The sequence below is a fragment of the Streptomyces sp. NPDC013457 genome (genome assembly GCF_043089925.1).
In the GTDB taxonomy this organism is placed as follows: Bacteria; Actinomycetota; Actinomycetes; order Streptomycetales; family Streptomycetaceae; genus Streptomyces.
Genome location: NZ_JBICBL010000002.1, coordinates 239260 through 255307, shown reverse-complemented (window position 1 = coordinate 255307; position 16048 = coordinate 239260). Strand labels below are relative to the sequence as shown.

At 73.0% G+C, this 16048-nt stretch carries 11 protein-coding genes; 3 read left to right on the top strand and 8 right to left on the bottom strand.

Features of this window, described 5'->3' with window-relative positions:
- Window positions 1-208 precede the first annotated feature (208 nt).
- Together ACF1G2_RS06740 and ACF1G2_RS06735 are read left to right on the top strand one after the other, a co-directional pair.
- On the top strand, window positions 209-2071 hold the full coding sequence (locus ACF1G2_RS06740; RefSeq protein WP_391797225.1) for a glycoside hydrolase family 3 protein: 1863 nt from the start codon (window positions 209-211) through the stop codon (window positions 2069-2071).
- Between the two features lie 88 nt (window positions 2072-2159).
- Window positions 2160-2774 carry a hypothetical protein gene (locus ACF1G2_RS06735; protein WP_391797224.1) on the top strand — a complete coding sequence of 205 codons (615 nt, stop codon included), beginning with the start codon at window positions 2160-2162 and terminating at the stop codon, window positions 2772-2774.
- A gap of 24 nt (window positions 2775-2798) precedes the next feature.
- Here ACF1G2_RS06735 and ACF1G2_RS06730 read toward each other — a convergent pair whose 3' ends face one another.
- The 7 genes from ACF1G2_RS06730 to ACF1G2_RS06700 form a co-directional block, all read right to left on the bottom strand.
- Window positions 2799-4253, bottom strand: coding sequence for an aminopeptidase (locus tag ACF1G2_RS06730; RefSeq protein ID WP_391797223.1), 1455 nt, complete (start codon window positions 4251-4253; stop codon window positions 2799-2801).
- A gap of 126 nt (window positions 4254-4379) precedes the next feature.
- Window positions 4380-4775, bottom strand: coding sequence for a hypothetical protein (locus ACF1G2_RS06725; protein WP_391797222.1), 396 nt, complete (start codon window positions 4773-4775; stop codon window positions 4380-4382).
- 83 nt (window positions 4776-4858) lie between these two features.
- Entirely contained in the window at window positions 4859-5227 is a 369-nt protein-coding gene (locus ACF1G2_RS06720; protein WP_391797221.1) for a hypothetical protein, read from the bottom strand.
- 89 nt (window positions 5228-5316) lie between these two features.
- A complete protein-coding gene (locus ACF1G2_RS06715; RefSeq protein ID WP_391797220.1) occupies window positions 5317-9033 on the bottom strand; it encodes an ABC transporter ATP-binding protein in 3717 nt (1238 codons plus the stop codon).
- Between the two features lie 204 nt (window positions 9034-9237).
- Window positions 9238-10920 (bottom strand): thiamine pyrophosphate-binding protein, encoded by a 1683-nt coding sequence (locus tag ACF1G2_RS06710; protein WP_391797219.1) that lies wholly within the window; start codon window positions 10918-10920, stop codon window positions 9238-9240.
- A 171-nt stretch (window positions 10921-11091) separates the two neighbouring features.
- On the bottom strand, window positions 11092-12072 hold the full coding sequence (speB, locus tag ACF1G2_RS06705) for an agmatinase (RefSeq protein WP_391797218.1): 981 nt from the start codon (window positions 12070-12072) through the stop codon (window positions 11092-11094).
- Window positions 12073-12151: 79 nt separating this feature from the next.
- The gene (locus ACF1G2_RS06700; protein ID WP_391797217.1) at window positions 12152-13624 is read right to left on the bottom strand and encodes a sodium:solute symporter; all 1473 of its coding nucleotides are present in this window, start codon (window positions 13622-13624) and stop codon (window positions 12152-12154) included.
- A 186-nt stretch (window positions 13625-13810) separates the two neighbouring features.
- Between ACF1G2_RS06700 and ACF1G2_RS06695 the strand changes: the two genes are divergently transcribed.
- Complete coding sequence (locus ACF1G2_RS06695) at window positions 13811-15295, top strand: PucR family transcriptional regulator (protein WP_391797216.1); 1485 nt, start codon at window positions 13811-13813, stop codon at window positions 15293-15295.
- 21 nt (window positions 15296-15316) lie between these two features.
- Here ACF1G2_RS06695 and ACF1G2_RS06690 read toward each other — a convergent pair whose 3' ends face one another.
- On the bottom strand, window positions 15317-16003 hold the full coding sequence (locus tag ACF1G2_RS06690) for a hypothetical protein (protein WP_391797215.1): 687 nt from the start codon (window positions 16001-16003) through the stop codon (window positions 15317-15319).
- Window positions 16004-16048 lie beyond the last annotated feature (45 nt).

Sequence of the window (16048 nt, the reverse complement as noted above, 5' to 3'; positions counted from 1 at the left end):
TGCCCGCCCGCACCGCCGTTCGCACCGCCGCCCGCACCGCCGCCCGCGCCGCCCGCCCGCGCCGCCCGTCCGCACCGCCGCCCGCACCGCCGTTCGCGCCGATCCTTGCGCGGATCCTTGACCTGGCAGTTACTTTCGGGCTATCCGTTGCACCTTGGAAGTTTCCTTCACCACTTCCCTCGACCCCGCACGGCCGGAAGGAGCATCAGTGCACCACCGCGCCCCCTCCCGACGCACCCTCCTCACCGTCACCGCCGCCGCCGCGGCCGCCGCCGTCACCGGCGCCGCCCCGCTCGCCCACGCCGAACCGGTCGACGGCGCCCCGTCGGCCGACAGCGCCATGTCGGACGACAGCGCCGAGTCGACCAAGAGTCTCCAGCGGCTCATCTCCCGTATGTCGCTGGAGGAGAAGGTCGGCCAGCTCTTCGTGATGCGGGTGTACGGGCACTCCGCCACCGCGCCCGACCAGGCCGACATCGATGCCAACCTCAAGGAGATCGGCGTCCGCACGGCCGCCGAACTCGTCGAGAAGTACCACGTCGGCGGCGTCATCTACTTCTCCTGGGCGCACAACACCCGTGACCCGCAGCAGATCGCCGAGCTCTCCAACGGCATCCAGCGGGCGGGCCTCGCCCAGCCCACCCCGCTCCCCCTGCTGATCTCCACCGACCAGGAGCACGGCATCGTCTGCCGGGTCGGCAAGCCGGCCACCCTGCTCCCGGGCGCGATGGCGCTCGGCGCCGGAGGTTCCCGCTCCGACGCCCGCGACGCCGCCCGGATCGCGGGCACCGAGCTGGCCGCCCTCGGCATCCGGCAGAACTACGCGCCCGTCGCCGACGTCAACGTCAACCCCGCCAACCCCGTCATCGGCGTCCGCTCCTTCGGCTCCGACCCGCAAGCCGTCGCCACCATGGTGTCCGCCCAGGTCAAGGGGTACCAGGAGGCGGGAATCGCGGCGACCTCCAAGCACTTCCCCGGCCACGGCGACACGGCCACCGACAGCCACTACGGCCTGCCGACCATCACGCACACCCGCGCGCAGTGGGCCGAGCTCGACGCCCCGCCGTTCCGGGCCGCGATCGCCGCCGGCATCGACTCGATCATGACGGCGCACATCGTCGTGCCCGCGCTCGACCCGAGCGAGGACCCGGCGACCCTCTCCCACCCGATCCTGACCGGCATCCTGCGCGAGCAACTCGGCTACGACGGCGTGGTGGTGACCGACTCCCTCGGCATGGAGGGCGTCCGGACGAAGTACGGCGACGACCGTGTGCCCGTCCTCGCGCTCAGGGCGGGCGTGGACCAGCTGCTCAACCCGCCGAAGCTGGACGTCGCCTGGAACGCGGTCCTCCAGGCCGTGAAGAACGGCGAACTGACCGAGGCCCGGATCGACGAGTCCCTCCTGCGGATCCTGCGCCTCAAGGCCAAGCTGGGGCTCTTCCGCCGGCCGTACGTCACCGGTCGCGGAGTCAACCGGGCGGTCGGCACCGCCGCCCACCTGGCGCGCGCCGACCGGATCGCCGAACAGACCACCACTCTGCTCGTCAACACGGGCGGGTTCCTGCCGGTCAGCCGCCGCAGCCACGGCCGCGTGCTGGTCGTGGGCGCCGATCCCGCCTCGCCGTCGGGCACCACGGGACCCCCGACCGGCACCCTGGCAGCCGCCTTCACCGAACTCGGCTTCACCGCCACGGCGCTGTCCACGGGGATCACCCCCACGGCGACGAGGATCGAGGAGGCGGTGGCGGCCGCGGCGGGCAAGGACCTGGTCGTCGTCGGCACGTACAACGTCTCGGCGACCAGCACCCAGCGGACCCTCGTCGACCGGCTCGTCGCGACCGGGGTGCCCGTCGTGACGATCGCGATCCGCAACCCGTACGACGTCGCCTGGACCACCGGGCAGCGGGCCACGCTCGCCGCCTACTCCTGGACCGACGTCGAGCTGCGGGCCGCGGTACGGGTCCTCGCGGGCCACGCCCGGCCGCACGGCCGTCTGCCCGTCCCCGTACAGCGGGCGGACGATCCGACGCGGGTGCTGTACCCGGTCGGCCACGGGCTGTCCTACGCGTGACGTAACTCCCGGCCCGGACCCCCCGTTCTCCCTGGCGTGCGCCCGCCCCCGCGGGCCACCCTGGATTCGGAGATCGGGGGGTCTTTTCATGCGCGCTCGCAGGAGCGGGGCGGGACTCGCCCTGGCGTGCGCGGGTCTGCTGCTGGCGCTGACCGGCTGTCAGGGGACGGCGGACGGGTGGCCGCCCCGGCCCGTCACGTACACGAGCTCGCCCGACGGCCACGGGGCGATGTTCCTCGGGGCCGGGGACTGTTCCACGCGCGGGACGGTGTTCCGCGAGGTCCCGTGCACCAGCGAGAGGGCCGTCGCGCGGGTGTCGACCCGGTACCAGGGCGGGACCTCGGGCGGTCCTACGTGCCCGGCGACCACGGACTTCGTGCTGCACGTCTCGGAGGGCCGGCCCGCGGCGGACGAGAACGGGGACGGGGCCGTGCCGCGCGGATACGCCTGCATGCGGAATCTGGAGCCGCCCCATCCGGGCGACCCCGGGAAGGGCGGCGGGCCGCACACGATCGTCGGGGACTGCGTCTCGTCCTCGCGCGAGGGCCGGGTGAAGGAGATGCCGTGCGACGGGTCGGGGGCGGAACGGCCGGCGTTCCGGGTCGCGTCGGCGGTCACGGTCCGCGACCGCTGCCCGCCGTCCACGGCGCTGTTCGTGTCGCTGGGCGGCGAGCGCCCCGTGGGCTGCGCCCGGCGGCTGTGACACCGCCGGGCGCAGCGGACACCGCTACGGGCGGACGCCCCGCTCCCGGTTCAGTTCGTCGTCCGCCGGCTTGTCGAGGCGGGCGTCGAAGCGGGCCAGGGGCTGCGCGGCCGACGCCGCCGGGGCGTCGACCCCGGCCCAGGCGAGGATGCGGGCCGTGGCCTTGGTGCGCTCGGCCTCGACGAGGCCGGCGACCTGGGCGCCGTGGTTGGCTCCGGGGGCCGTGAAGACGTAGCTGTCACGGGCGCCCTTGCCGACGCGGAACGGCTCCGCTCCCCACGGGTCGTTGCCGCCGTACACGAACAGCATCCGGTCGGCGTTCTTGCGGACCCAGTCGTCCACGTCCCGCATCGCCGACGGCCTGAACGTCGTCGGGATCTCACGCGGTACGAAGTTCCGCGCCGGCTGGTAGCCGTAGCGCGTCAGGCCCTTGAGGTGGGGCAGCTTGATGCTGGGCGAGCCGAGCTCGGTGGCCGCCTGGTAGTAGTACGGCGTGTACGGGTCGAGGCCCTGGTCGGTGTAGAAGGACCAGCCCGAGTAGGCGTCGATCGTCTCGTAGACCTCGTCGTCGGTCGCGGTCGCGGCCTCCGGGACCGAACCGCAGACGTCCTCGCCGTAGTACTGCCAGAAGCCCCAGACGAAGTCGAGGACGACGGCCTCGTACGCCTTGTCGAGGGTGCCGACGGTGTTGAACGTGGCGCCCTCGGCCTCGGCCCACTCCTTGTACTTCTTCTGCAGCGGCTCGCGGCGGACGAGCGCCTCGCGCTGCATGGCGTTGAGCCGGTCCCGGCACTCCTTGGTCCCGACGGTCTCGAAGAACCGGTCGTACGCCGAGTCCTCCTTGTTGACCACGTCGTTCGGCGCCACGTACGCGACGACGCCGTCCATGTCGCGCGGGTAGAAGCGCTCGTAGTAGGTGGCGGTCATGCCGCCCTTGGAGGCGCCGGTGGAGAGCCACTTCTTCCCGTAGACCTTCTTCAGGGCGGTGAAGATGCGGTGCTGGTCGCTCGCGGCCTGCCAGATGTCGAGCTTCGACCAGTCGGCGGGCTGCGGCCGGGACGGCGTGAAGAACCGGTACTCCATGGAGACCTGGTTGCCGTCGATGATCCGGGTGGGCTCGCGGCGGCTGGGGGTGGTGCTCAGTCCGTAGCCGCTGGTGTGGAAGACGGTCGGGCGGTCCGTGTCCTTGTGGAGGACGGAGATCCGCTGCTTGAACGTGCCCTTCCACGGCCGGCGGTGGTCGATCGGCTGGGTGTAGTCGAGGACGAAGAAGCGGTAGCCGGCGTACGGCTTCTCCTCGATGAGACTCATCCCGGGGATCGCCAGGAGGCGGTCCTTGATGTCCGTGCCGACGGCGCTGTCCGCGGCGGCGGTCGGGCTGCTGCCGGTGGCCGGCTCGGCGGCGGTAGCCGCGCCACTCGCGCCGACGGTGCCTATGAGCACCGTGAGCGACATCAGCCATCGAAGCGACTTGCGCATTCACCCTCCCCATGATTCACAACGGTGTCGCGAACCTAGCGGGGGCAACGTGCGTACCGCCAGACCCAGTTGGCCCTTACCTCTGCATCGGCACAGGTTTCGGCCCGGGCCTCGGCGGCCCCGGCCTCAGCAGAGGACCCAGCCCGTCGAGCCGCTCCGGCCGTCGATGGAACCCGTGGCGCGGACACAGCGGTTGAGGGCGTGGACGGTGACCGGCCCGGCCTGGCGGGTGAACCGGCCGCTGTCGACGACGGGGCGCCCGCCGCGCGGCTGCAGGGAGACGGACATCGCGCGGCGCTCGCCGGGGTGCTTGGCGACGGCGAGGGCGCAGACGTACTGACGGCTCCGGTAGAGGCGCAGCTCCCCGGTGGCGAAGGTGACGGTCTTGGTGGCTCTGCCGCTGCAGACCGAGGCGGCCTCGGCCCGCGCGGCCCCCGGTCCGGCGAGGGTGAGGACGCCCGCGGTGAGCAGTACCCCCAGCAGACTCCCGAGCAGCCGTGCGCCGTGCCCTGCCTTCGTCACACCGGTCCCATCGAACACCTGGATCCCCTCCCGACGCCTTGCCGTACATGCGTACGACGCAGAGGAGGCCTGCGTGGTTGCCTTCATGCGAACGAGGTGGCGACCAGGAGCACGAAGACGGACTCGGCGCCGATCAGGGTCCAGAGGGCGGCCTTGCGGGACGTGGCGGGCTCGGCGGGGGCGTCCGGGGTGCAGAGGGCGTGGATCCAGGCGGCCGCGATGATCACGAAGGTGGCGAGGTAGAGCCAGCCCGGGGTGGAGCCGCAGTGATGGCCGTGGGTGATGCAGCTGGAGGCGTTCTCCGTGGTCAGGGCGAGGAACCCGGCGAGGACCGCCGCGGGCACGAGCAGCAGTCCGGCCCACAGTGCGCGGGTGCGCAGGCGGCGGGCCGGGGTCGCGGGCGGCGGGCCCAGGGCGGTGGGGGAGAGCCAGCCGGGAGACTCGTTGATCATGGCCCGATCGAACCAGGGCGGGGCGGGCGGCGGCATGAGCGGTGGTACTCATCCCGCCCGGCTCCCGTACTCACGCCGCCGTCGCGGGCTCACACCGCCGTCGCCGGCTCCTCCTCGCCGATGAACGCGCGCCACAGCTCCGCGTACCGGCCGTCCCGCGCGAGCAGTTCGTCGTGCGTGCCGTCCTCGGCGACGCGGCCGTGCGCCATGAGGATCACGCGGTCCGCGCGGGCCGCCGTCGTCAGGCGGTGGGCGACCACCAGGGTGGTGCGGCGGCCGGCCAGGCGGTCGGTGGCCTGGTTGACCTGGGCCTCGGTGGCCAGGTCGAGCGCGGCCGTCGCCTCGTCGAGGAGCAGGACGTCCGGGTCGACGAGCTCGGCGCGTGCCAGCGCGATCAGCTGGCGCTGCCCCGCGGAGAGGTTGCGGCCGCGTTCGGCGACCTCGTGGAGGTAGCCGCCGTCCAGGGTCGCGATCATGTCGTGGGCGCCGACCGCGCGGGCCGCCGCCTCGACCTCGGCGTCGGTCGCGTCGGGACGGCCGTACGCGATGGCGTCGCGGATCGTCCCCGCGAAGAGGTACGCCTCCTGCGGGACGAGGCCGAGCCGGTGGCGATACGCGGTGAGGTCCAGGTCCCTCAGGTCGGCGCCGTCGGCGGTGACCCGGCCCGCGGTCGGGTCGTAGAACCGTGCGACCAGCTTGACCAGCGTGGACTTTCCGGCACCGGTCTCGCCGACGAAGGCGACGGTCTGCCCGGCCGGGATCCGCAGGTCGATGCCGGTCAGCGCCTCCTCCTCGGAGCCGTAGGCGAAGGACACGTCCTCGAAGGCGATCTCGCCGCGCAGCGACGGCACGTCCCGGGGCTCGGCGGCGGCCTTCGTCGACGTCGGCTCCTGGAGGAGCTCCTGCATGCGCTTCAGGGAGACGGTCGCCTGCTGGTAGCCGTCGAAGACCTGGGAGAGCTGCTGCACGGGCGCGAAGAAGAGGTCGATGTAGAGGAGGTACGCGACCAGGGCTCCCGTGGTCAGCGTGCCGGCCTCGATCCGGTTCGCGCCGACGATCATCACGGCGGCCGCGGCCACGGAGGAGAGCAGCGTGACGAAGGGGAAGTAGACGGAGATCAGCCACTGGCCGCGGACGCGGGCCTCGCGGTACTCGTCGCTGCGGGCCGCGAACCGGGCCGATCCGGAGCGCTCGCGGCGGAAGGCCTGGACGATGCGGAGGCCGGCGACAGACTCCTGGAGGTCGGCGTTGACGACGCTGATCCGGTCACGTGCCAGCTCGTACGCCTTCACGCTGGAGCGGCGGAAGAAGTACGTGGCGACGGCGAGGACCGGGAGTGTCGCGAAGACGACCAGGGCGAGCTGGAGGTCGAGGACCAGCAGGGCGCCCATGATCCCGAAGAAGGTGGTGACGGAGACGAAGGCGGTGACGAGGCCGGTCTGGAGGAAGGTGGACAGCGCGTCCACGTCCGTCGTCATCCGGGTCATGATCCGGCCGGTCAGCTCGCGCTCGTAGTAGTCCAGGCCGAGCCGCTGGAGCTGGGCGAAGATCTTCAGGCGCAGGGCGTAGAGGACGCGCTCGCCGGTGCGGCCGGTCATCTTGATCTCGGCGGTCTGCGCGACCCACTGCACGAGGACGGTGAGCAGGGCGAGCGCGGAGGCGGCCCAGACGGCGCCGAGGGCGAGCTTGTTCACGCCGTCGTCGATGCCGTGCCGGATGAGGATCGGCAGCAGCAGGCCCATGCCCGCGTCGACGGCGACGAGCCCGAGGCTGACGAGGAGCGGGGTGCGGAAGCCGCGCAGCAGGCGGCGCAGCCCGTACGAGTCCTCGGGAGTGACCGCGCGCGCCTCGTCGACGTCGGGGGTGTCGGTGGCGGGCGGCAGCGCCTCGACGGCGGCGAGCAGCTCGGGGGTGGCGCCGGGGGCCTGGGACTCCTCGGTGGGGGTCTCCTCCCGTACCCAGAGGGTGGGGGTGATGCCGCGCTCGGCGTCGAACTCGGCGTCCAGCTCGGCGCGCAGGGTGCGGTCCTCGGGCAGCTCGACGGGGACGGTGTGGCCGGGCGAGACGCCGCCCAGCTCGTCCGGGTCGGTGAGGAGCCTGCGGTAGAGCGGGGAGCGGCGCTCCAGCTCCTCGTGGGTGCCGACGTCGGAGAGCCGGCCTCCGTCGAGGACGGCGATCCGGTCGGCGAGGCCGAGGGTGGAGCGGCGGTGGGCGATGAGGAGGGTGGTGCGGCCGGCCATCACGGAGGCGAGGGCCTCGTGGATCTCGTGCTCCACGCGCGCGTCGACGGCGGAGGTGGCGTCGTCGAGGAGGAGCAGCCGGGGGTCGGTGAGGATGGCGCGGGCGAGTGCGATGCGCTGGCGCTGGCCGCCGGAGAGGGTGAGGCCGTGCTCGCCGACCTTGGTGTCGTAGCCGTCGGGCAGCTCGGCGATGAAACGGTCCGCCTGAGCGGCGCGGGCGGCGGTCTCGATCTGCTCCTGCGTGGCGTCGGGGTGGCCGTACGCGATGTTGGCCCGGACGGTGTCCGAGAACAGGAAGCTGTCCTCGGGGACGAGCCCGATGGCCGCGCGCAGGGAGTCCTGGGTCAGCTCGCGGACGTCGTGGCCGCCGACGAGGACGGCTCCGTGGTCGACGTCGTAGAAACGCGGCAGGAGAAGGGAGACGGTCGACTTGCCGCTGCCGGAGGCGCCGACGACGGCGACGGTCTCGCCAGCCCGGATCTCCAGGGAGAACCCGTCGAGGACGGGCCGGCCGTCCTCGTACGCGAAGCCGACGTCGTCGAACTCGACGGTGGCCGCGGCGTCCGCCGGCAGCTCCTTCGTGCCGTCCTCGATGACCGGCTCGGTGTCGATGAGCTCCAGGACGCGGTCCACGCCGGCGCGGGCCTGCTGGGCGACGGTGAGGACCATGGCGAGCATGCGGACGGGGCCGACGAGGGAGGCGAGGTAGGCGGAGAAGGCGACGAAGGTGCCGAGGGTGATCTGGCCCCGGGTGGCGAGCCAGCCGCCGAGGGCGAGGACGGCGACCTGGCCGAGGGCCGGGACGGCCTGGAGGGCGGGGGTGTACCGGGAGTTCAGCCGGATGGTGCGCAGCCGCCCGGCGAAGAGCTTGCGGCTGGCTTTGCGGATCTTCCCGGTCTCCTGGTCCTCCTGCCCGAAGCCCTTCACGACCCGGACGCCGGTCACCGAGCCGTCGACGACCCCGGCGACGGCGGCGGCCTGCGCCTGCGCGTACCAGGTGGCGGGGTGGAGGCGGGTGCGGCTGCGCTTGGCGATGAACCAGAGGGCGGGGGCGACGGCGAGGGCGACGAGGGTGAGGGGCAGGGAGAGCCAGGCCATGACGGCCAGCGAGATCAGGAAGAGGAGGAAGTTCCCGATCGTCATCGGGAGCATGAAGAGCAGGCCCTGGATGAGCTGGAGGTCGCTGGTGGCCCGCCCGACGACCTGCCCGGTGGACAGCTCGTCCTGACGGCGGCCGTCGAGGCGGGTGATGGTGCCGTACATCTCGGTACGGAGGTCGTGCTGGACGTCGAGGGCGAGGCGCCCGCCGTAGTAGCGGCGGACGAACGTGAGCCCGTAGACGAGGACGGCGGCGCCGATGAGGAGGCCGGTCCAGACGGTCAGGGACCGCGTCTTCGCGCCGATGACGTCGTCGATGATCACCTTGGTGATGAGCGGCACGAGCGCGAGCAGGGCCATCCCGCCGAGGGAGGACCCGAGGGCGAGCACGACATTGGCCTTGTACCGCCAGGCATACCCGGCGAGCCTGCGCGCCCACCCCTGTTCTTTTCGCCCCGCCGCGGCCACGTGTGCCTCCCGTTCGTCCTGCTCTACCGGAAGGCTCCAACGCGGCCGGGCTGCGATTTCATCCCGCCGTAACAGAAGCCGGGACAAGATCGGCCCCTGGTCCTAGGACCAGGGGCCGGTGTGCCTGGAGCGCGCGGGCCGGCGTGCCCGGGCGCGCGCGGACCGGGGCGCGCGGTTTCCCGCGCGGGCCGGCTCGCGCGGGTCTCAGAGGTGCGTCGGTTCGAACATGCGCAGCAGGGCCGGGAGGACCACCACCGACGGACCGGGGGTCGCCAGGGCCTTCGTGAGGTCGGCCGTCAGCTTCTCCGGGGTCGTACGGACCGCCGGGACGCCGAAGGACTCGGCGAGGGCGACGAAGTCCGGCCGGGCCAGTTCGGTGGCCGTGGCCTCGCCGAAGGCGTCCGTCATGTACTCGCGCAGGATGCCGTAACCGCCGTCGTCGACGATCAGCCAGGTGACGTTCAAGCCGTACTGCTTCGCCGTCGCCAGCTCCGCGATCGAGTACATCGCACCGCCGTCGCCCGAGACCGCGAGGACCGGGACGGTCGGCTCGGCCGCCGCCGCGCCGAGGGCGGCGGGGAAGCCGTAGCCGAGGCCGCCGGCGCCCTGGGCGGAGTGCATGGTGTTGGGCCGGCGGGCGTCGAAGGCCGACCAGGCCCAGTACGCCAGGATCGTCATGTCCCAGAAGCTGGGCGAGTCGTCCGGCAGCGCCTCCCGGACCGAGGCGACGATCCGCTGCTCCAGGCCGAGGTCCTGCGCGGCGATCCGCTCGCGGACCTTGGCCAGGACGGCCGCGACCCGCTCGGGGGCGGTCTCGTCCTTACGCTCCTCCACGGTCTCCAGGAGCGCCTGGAGGGCCAGGCGGGCGTCCGCGTGGATGCCGAGCGCCGGGTGGTTGGACTCCAGCTTGCCCGCGTCGGCCTCGATCTGGATCACCCGGCCGCGCGGGGCGAACGTGTGGTAGTTCGAGGACAGCTCGCCGAGGCCCGAGCCCACGACCAGCAGGACGTCGGCGTCCTCCAGGAAGTCGGTGGTGTGCCGGTCCTCCAGCCAGGACTGGAGCGACAGCGGGTGCTGCCACGGGAAGGCGCCCTTGCCGCCGAAGGTGGTGACCACGGGCGCGTCGATCCGCTCGGCCAGCGCCCTCAGCTTGCCGGAGGCGTCGGAGCGGACGACTCCGCCGCCCGCGATGATCGCGGGGCGTTCGGCGTTCGCCAGGAGGTGGGCCGCCACCGCCGTCAGCTCGGGGCGCGGGGCGATCTCCTCGGGGGTGGCGTCCATCGCCGTGACGACCGGCAGGCTCGTCCCGGCGAGCAGCACGTCCTGCGGGATCTCCACCCACACCGGGCCGTGCGGGGCGGTCAGCGCCGACTCCCAGGCCGCCGCGATGGCGGACGGGATCTGCGACTGCGTACGGACGGTGTGCACGGACTTCACGATGTCGCGGAACGACGCCTGCTGGTCGCGCAGCTCGTGCAGATAGCCGTGGCGCCCGCCGCCGAGCCCGGCCACCGGGATCTGGCTGCCGATGGCGAGGACGGGGGCGGAGGCGGCGGCCGCCTCCTGGAGCGCGGCGAGCGACATCAGCGCGCCGGGGCCGGTGGAGAGCAGCAGTGGGGCGGCCTCGCCGGTCATCCGGCCGTAGGCGTCGGCGGCGAAGCCCGCGTTGTTCTCGACGCGCAGTCCGACGTACGAGAGGGAGGAGCGGCGGAGGGCGTCGAACATGCCGAGGGCGTGCTGGCCGGGGAGCCCGAAGACGGTGGTCGCGCCGAGCCCGGAGAGGGTCTCGACGACGAGGTCGCCGCCGTTCCGCCCCGGGGGCGGGTTGAGCGCGGCGGCGGTCTGCACGGGGGTGGGCTTCAGCACGAGGTCGTGGTCATGGGTCATGAGGTCCCTCTGGGCATGCTCGGTGGTCGGGTGCGGCCCGGTGGCCGGGGTTGCGCCCACCCGTTCCGCCCTGCGGAACGGCTGCCCACAACCCGGCTGGCTCCAGCGGGCTGGGGCGGCGACCCGGCGCGCCGGGCGGCGCGCCGGAGCCGCCGGGCCCCGGCGGTGACGTTACTTCGCGCCCGAGGCACGCTCGGCAGCGATCTGGCGGGACATGATCGTGGTCAGCTCGTACGCCGTGTGCGAGGCGGCGACCGCCGTGATCTCGGCGTGGTCGTAGGCCGGGGCGACCTCGACGACGTCGGCGGAGACCAGGTTGCAGGAGGAGAGGCCCCGCAGGATCTCCAGGAGCTCGCGGGAGGTCATGCCGCCCGCCTCCGGGGTGCCGGTGCCGGGCGCGTGGGCCGGGTCGAGGCAGTCGATGTCGATGGAGATGTACAGCGGGCGGTCGCCGATCCGCTGGCGGAGCTGGTCGGCGACCTCGTCGGCGCCACGGCGGTAGATGTCCGACGAGGTGACGATGCCGAAGCCCATCTTCTCGTCGTCGGTGAGGTCCTGCTTGCCGTACAGCGGGCCGCGCGTGCCGACGTGCGACAGGGCGGAGGTGTCGAGGATGCCCTCCTCGACGGCGCGGCGGAACGGCGTGCCGTGGGTGTACTCGGCGCCGAAGTACGTGTCCCAGGTGTCGAGGTGCGCGTCGAAGTGGAGCAGCGCGACCGGGCCGTGCTTCTTGGCGACGGAGCGCAGCAGCGGCAGGGCGATGGTGTGGTCGCCGCCGAGCGTCATCATGCGGGCGCCGGTGCCGAGGATGTCGTCCGCCGCGGCCTCGATCGTCTCGACGGCCTCGTTGATGTTGAACGGGTTGGCCGCGATGTCACCGGCGTCGGCGACCTGGGCCAGGGCGAACGGCGAGGCGTCCTGCGCCGGGTTGTACGGGCGCAGGAGGCGGGAGGCCTCACGGATGGCGTTGCCGCCGAAGCGGGCGCCGGGGCGGTAGGAGACACCGCTGTCGAAGGGGACGCCGACCACGGCGATGTCGGTGGTGCCGACCTCGTCGAGTCGCGGCAGCCGGGCGAACGTCGCGGGACCGGCGTACCGCGGGATGCGGGACGAGTCGGTCGGGCCGCGGAAGGCGTTCTGGTCGCTGCTCATGGTCGGGTCCTCCTGGGGTGTGTCGGTGGGGTCCTGGCGGGGGCCTTGGTGGGCCCCCGCCCGGGTGTCTGTGGTGCGGTCAGCCGGTCGCGGCGGCCGGCACGGTCTCCGGCGTCGCGTCGGCGGTGTCCCGGCCCGCCAGCCGGGCACGCCAGTTCGCGAGCACGGCGGCGTCCGTCGGGCGGGTCGCCAGGGAAACGATCACATACGTGGCGAGCGAGGCCAACAAACCATAGTAAACAGGCTCATTTGCCAGGATTCCGTAAGCCCACATCAGGCCAATGACGGAGAGGCCGCCGACGGTGACCGCGGCCAGGGCTCCCTGCACGGTGCCGCGGCGCCAGAGCAGGCCGCCGAGGATCGGCACGAGCAGGCCGCCGACCAGCAGGTTGTAGGCGACGGTCAGCGCCTGGACGACGTCGTTCAGGGCGATGGCGATGACGATGGTGGCGACGCCCATGAGGAGGATGAAGAGGCGGTTGCCCTTCACCTCGTCGTGGTCCTCGCCGCCGCCCCCGGTGGTCAGCCCGCGCAGCCTCGACCAGATGTCGTTGTTGGCGACGGTGGCGCAGGCGATCAGCGCGCCGGAGGAGGTGGACATGACGGCGGCGAGCGCGGCGGCGAGGACCAGACCCCGCACGCCCATGGGCAGCTCGTCCTTGACGATCGTCGCGAAGGCGTCGTCGGCGCTGGGCAGGTTCGGGTAGAGCACCTTGGCCGCGGTGCCGATGACGGCGCCGGCGAGGGCGTACACGAGGCAGTACGTACCGGCCACCGTGCCGCCCCACTTGGCGACCTTGTCGGTCCGGGCGGTGAAGACCCGCTGCCAGATGTCCTGGCCGATGAGCATGCCGAAGGTGTAGATCAGCACGTACGTGAAGATCGTCTCGCCGCCGATGCCGAGCGGCGCGAAGTACTCGGTGGGGAGCTGGGCCTTCATCTCCGCGAAGCCGCCCGCCTTGATCACGGCGATGGGCAGCAGCAGGATCAGCACGCCGATGGTCTTCACCACGAACTGCACCATGTCGGTGAGGGTGATGGACCACATGCCGCCGAGCGTGGAGTAGGCGACGACGATGGCGCCGCCGAGGACGATCGCGACCGTGCGGGGCAGGTCGAAGAGGACGTCGAAGATCGTGGCGTACGCGATGGTCGAGGTGACGGCGAGCATCAGCGTGTACGCCCACATGACCACGCCCGAGATCACGCCGGCCTTGCCGCCGTAGCGCAGGTCGAGCATCTCGGAGACGGTGTAGACCTTCAGCCGGGCGATGCGCGCGGAGAAGAAGACGGAGAGGGCCAGCAGGCCGAGGCCGATGGCGAAGACCATCCAGGCGCCGGAGAGGCCGTACTTGTAGCCGAGGCCCACACCGCCGATGGTGGAGGCGCCGCCGAGGACGATGGCGGCCATGGTGCCGGAGTACATCCAGGGACCGAGGCGACGGCCGGCCACCAGGAACTCGCTCTTGGACCGGGCGCGGCGCATGCCCCACCAGCCCATCGCGAGCATGCCGGCCAAATACAGGACGATCACTGTGTAGTCGACGGCCATGGGGCCCTCCCTCGTTCACTTCGGTGGCGTGTCGTGCGGGTGGAGTGACTCCAGTGACTGATCGCGAGGACATCCGCCCGTACCCGCGGCCGCTGGATGGCACGAGACTAGGTGGCCGGAAAGCGCCCCTGAAGCGTAAGTTTCATCCACTGTTCATGGGAGGCGATGTACGAAAGGTCCATAGCCATGTCCGCACAGGAACCCTCGTCGGCACCACCCACCCCACCGGCCCCGCCGGTCTCTCTGGCCGCTCTGCTGAGCCGCCGGGACCTCGGGCTCAGGCTGCTCGCGGGCCCGCCGGACGCGGCGGTCCACTGGGTGCACACCTCCGAGATGGCCGACCCCTATCCGTACCTTCTCGGCGGTGAGCTGCTGATGACGGCGGGCGTGCAGCTCCCGGACCCGGCGACCTACGTCGAGCGGGTGGTGGCGGCGGGCGCGGCGGCGCTCGGGTTCGGGGTGGCACCGGTGTACGACACGGTGCCCGCGGCACTCGTCGCCGCCTGCGAGCGGCACGGACTGCCGCTGGTCGAGGTGCCGCCGCAGACCCCGTTCACGGCGGTGGCCCGCGCGGTCTGGCGGCTGATGGCGGAGGCCCGCCACCGGGAGCTGCGGCGGGTGACCGAGGCCCAGCAGTCACTGGCGGTGGCGGCCGCCCGGCCGGCGCCGGTCCCGGCGGTCCTCGGCGCGCTCGCCTCCCGCCTCGGCGGGCGCGCGGTGCTCTACGCGGCGGACGGCACGCCGTACGCGGCGGCGGGCCGCGAACTGCCGGACGGCGCCGCCCGGGCGCTCATGGACCTGGCGGGCGTCCTGGGCCCCCGGCCCGGCGGTCCGGCCTCCGCGAGCGGCGAGGGCGGCGACGGGCTGCGGCTGGCCGCGTACGCCCTGGGCGGCGGCGACGGGCTGACGCTCGGGGTCGCGACGGAGAGCCGGGAGCCGGGGGACCACACGATCGCGGGCGTCGCGGTCGTACTGCTCTCGCTGCTGACCGCCCCGCACCGGGGCGCCGACGTCTCGGCCCGGGACACCGCTCTGGTACGACTCCTCCTCGGCACCCCGCCGCAGGAGGCCGCGGCGGCCCTCGACCCCGGCCCCTGGACGGTCGTCCACGCCCACGGCGGCGACGGAACCCCGTTCGCGGCGCCGAGCCTGGCAGCGGCCCTGGGCACGGCACTGCTCGACGCGGGCGGGACGGGGAGCTCGGGAACGGGCGCGACGGAGCCGGACGGCACCCCCGTGTCCGTCCGGCTCCTGCTTCCCGCCTCCTCCCCCGTCACGCCCCAGCCCGGCTGGACCCTCGGGGTCAGCGCCCCCGTCGAGGCCCACGACCTCGCCACGGGCGACGCTCAGGCCGCACGGGCGCTGCGCAGGGCCGAGGCGGGCCGCACCGGTCTCGTACGCCACCGGCCCGCCGGGTTCGGCGGCCTCATGGACGAGGCAGAGGCCGCCGCGTACGCCCGGACCGTGCTCGCACCCATCGGCGAGCCGCTGACCGAGACCCTCAGGACCTGGCTCTCGCTGCACGGCAGCTGGGACCGGACGGCCGTCGCCCTCGACATCCACCGCAACACCGTCCGCCAGCGCATCGCCCGCTGCGCGACGCTCCTGGACATGGACCTGGACGACGCGAACGTACGGATGGAGCTGTGGTTCGCCCTCGGCCGGGTGTGACACCGGCCGTGGGCGTGGGCGTCAGCGGAGCTTGTTCACCGCGGTGCGCGTGGTGGTCCTGAACGCCTCCACCGGGGCGTCCGCCAGGTCGCCCATCTGCCCCCACCGGACGAAGGTGACGGTCTTGCCGTCACGGCCCACCGAGAAGAGGTGGATGTCGGTGATGCCGATCTGCGGGTCGGCGGTGTCCAGGCTGTAGACCCAGGCGCCCTCCTCGACGGCGACCTTGCCGTGGGAGGCGCTGACGGCCTGCAGGCCCGGGTTCTGCTGCTCGAGCAGGGGCCCGCAGCCGGCGAGGGACTTGCGGAGGGTGTCGACCAGCTTCACGGCGTCGGCCTCGGTGCGGGCGACGGTGGTGATCTGGACGCCGTTGGTGTCGAGTTCGGTGGTGAACTCGCGGTAGCGGCTGTTCTGCGCCGGGATCTTGTACGAGGCACAGAGGGCGCCGCCGTTCTCCGGGACGCCGGAGAAGACCTGCGTGGCCGTCCACGGCGTCGACGACGGCGGCATCTGCGACGGGGCCAGGAACGCGGGCAGGCGCACGGCGGCGACGGCGGCGCGCTGGGCGGCCGAGGACGAGGCCGCGGCGGTGGCCGAGGGCGGCGCCGAGGACGAGGCCGCCGAGGCGGAGGCGGACGGTACGGCGGCCAGGGCCAGGAGGCCGAGGGCGGCGCCGGTGGCGGCGAGAGCGGAACGGAACGTGACCATGGCGGTCATCCCCCAGTCGTTGCGGTTCGTGAAGACAGGGACAGC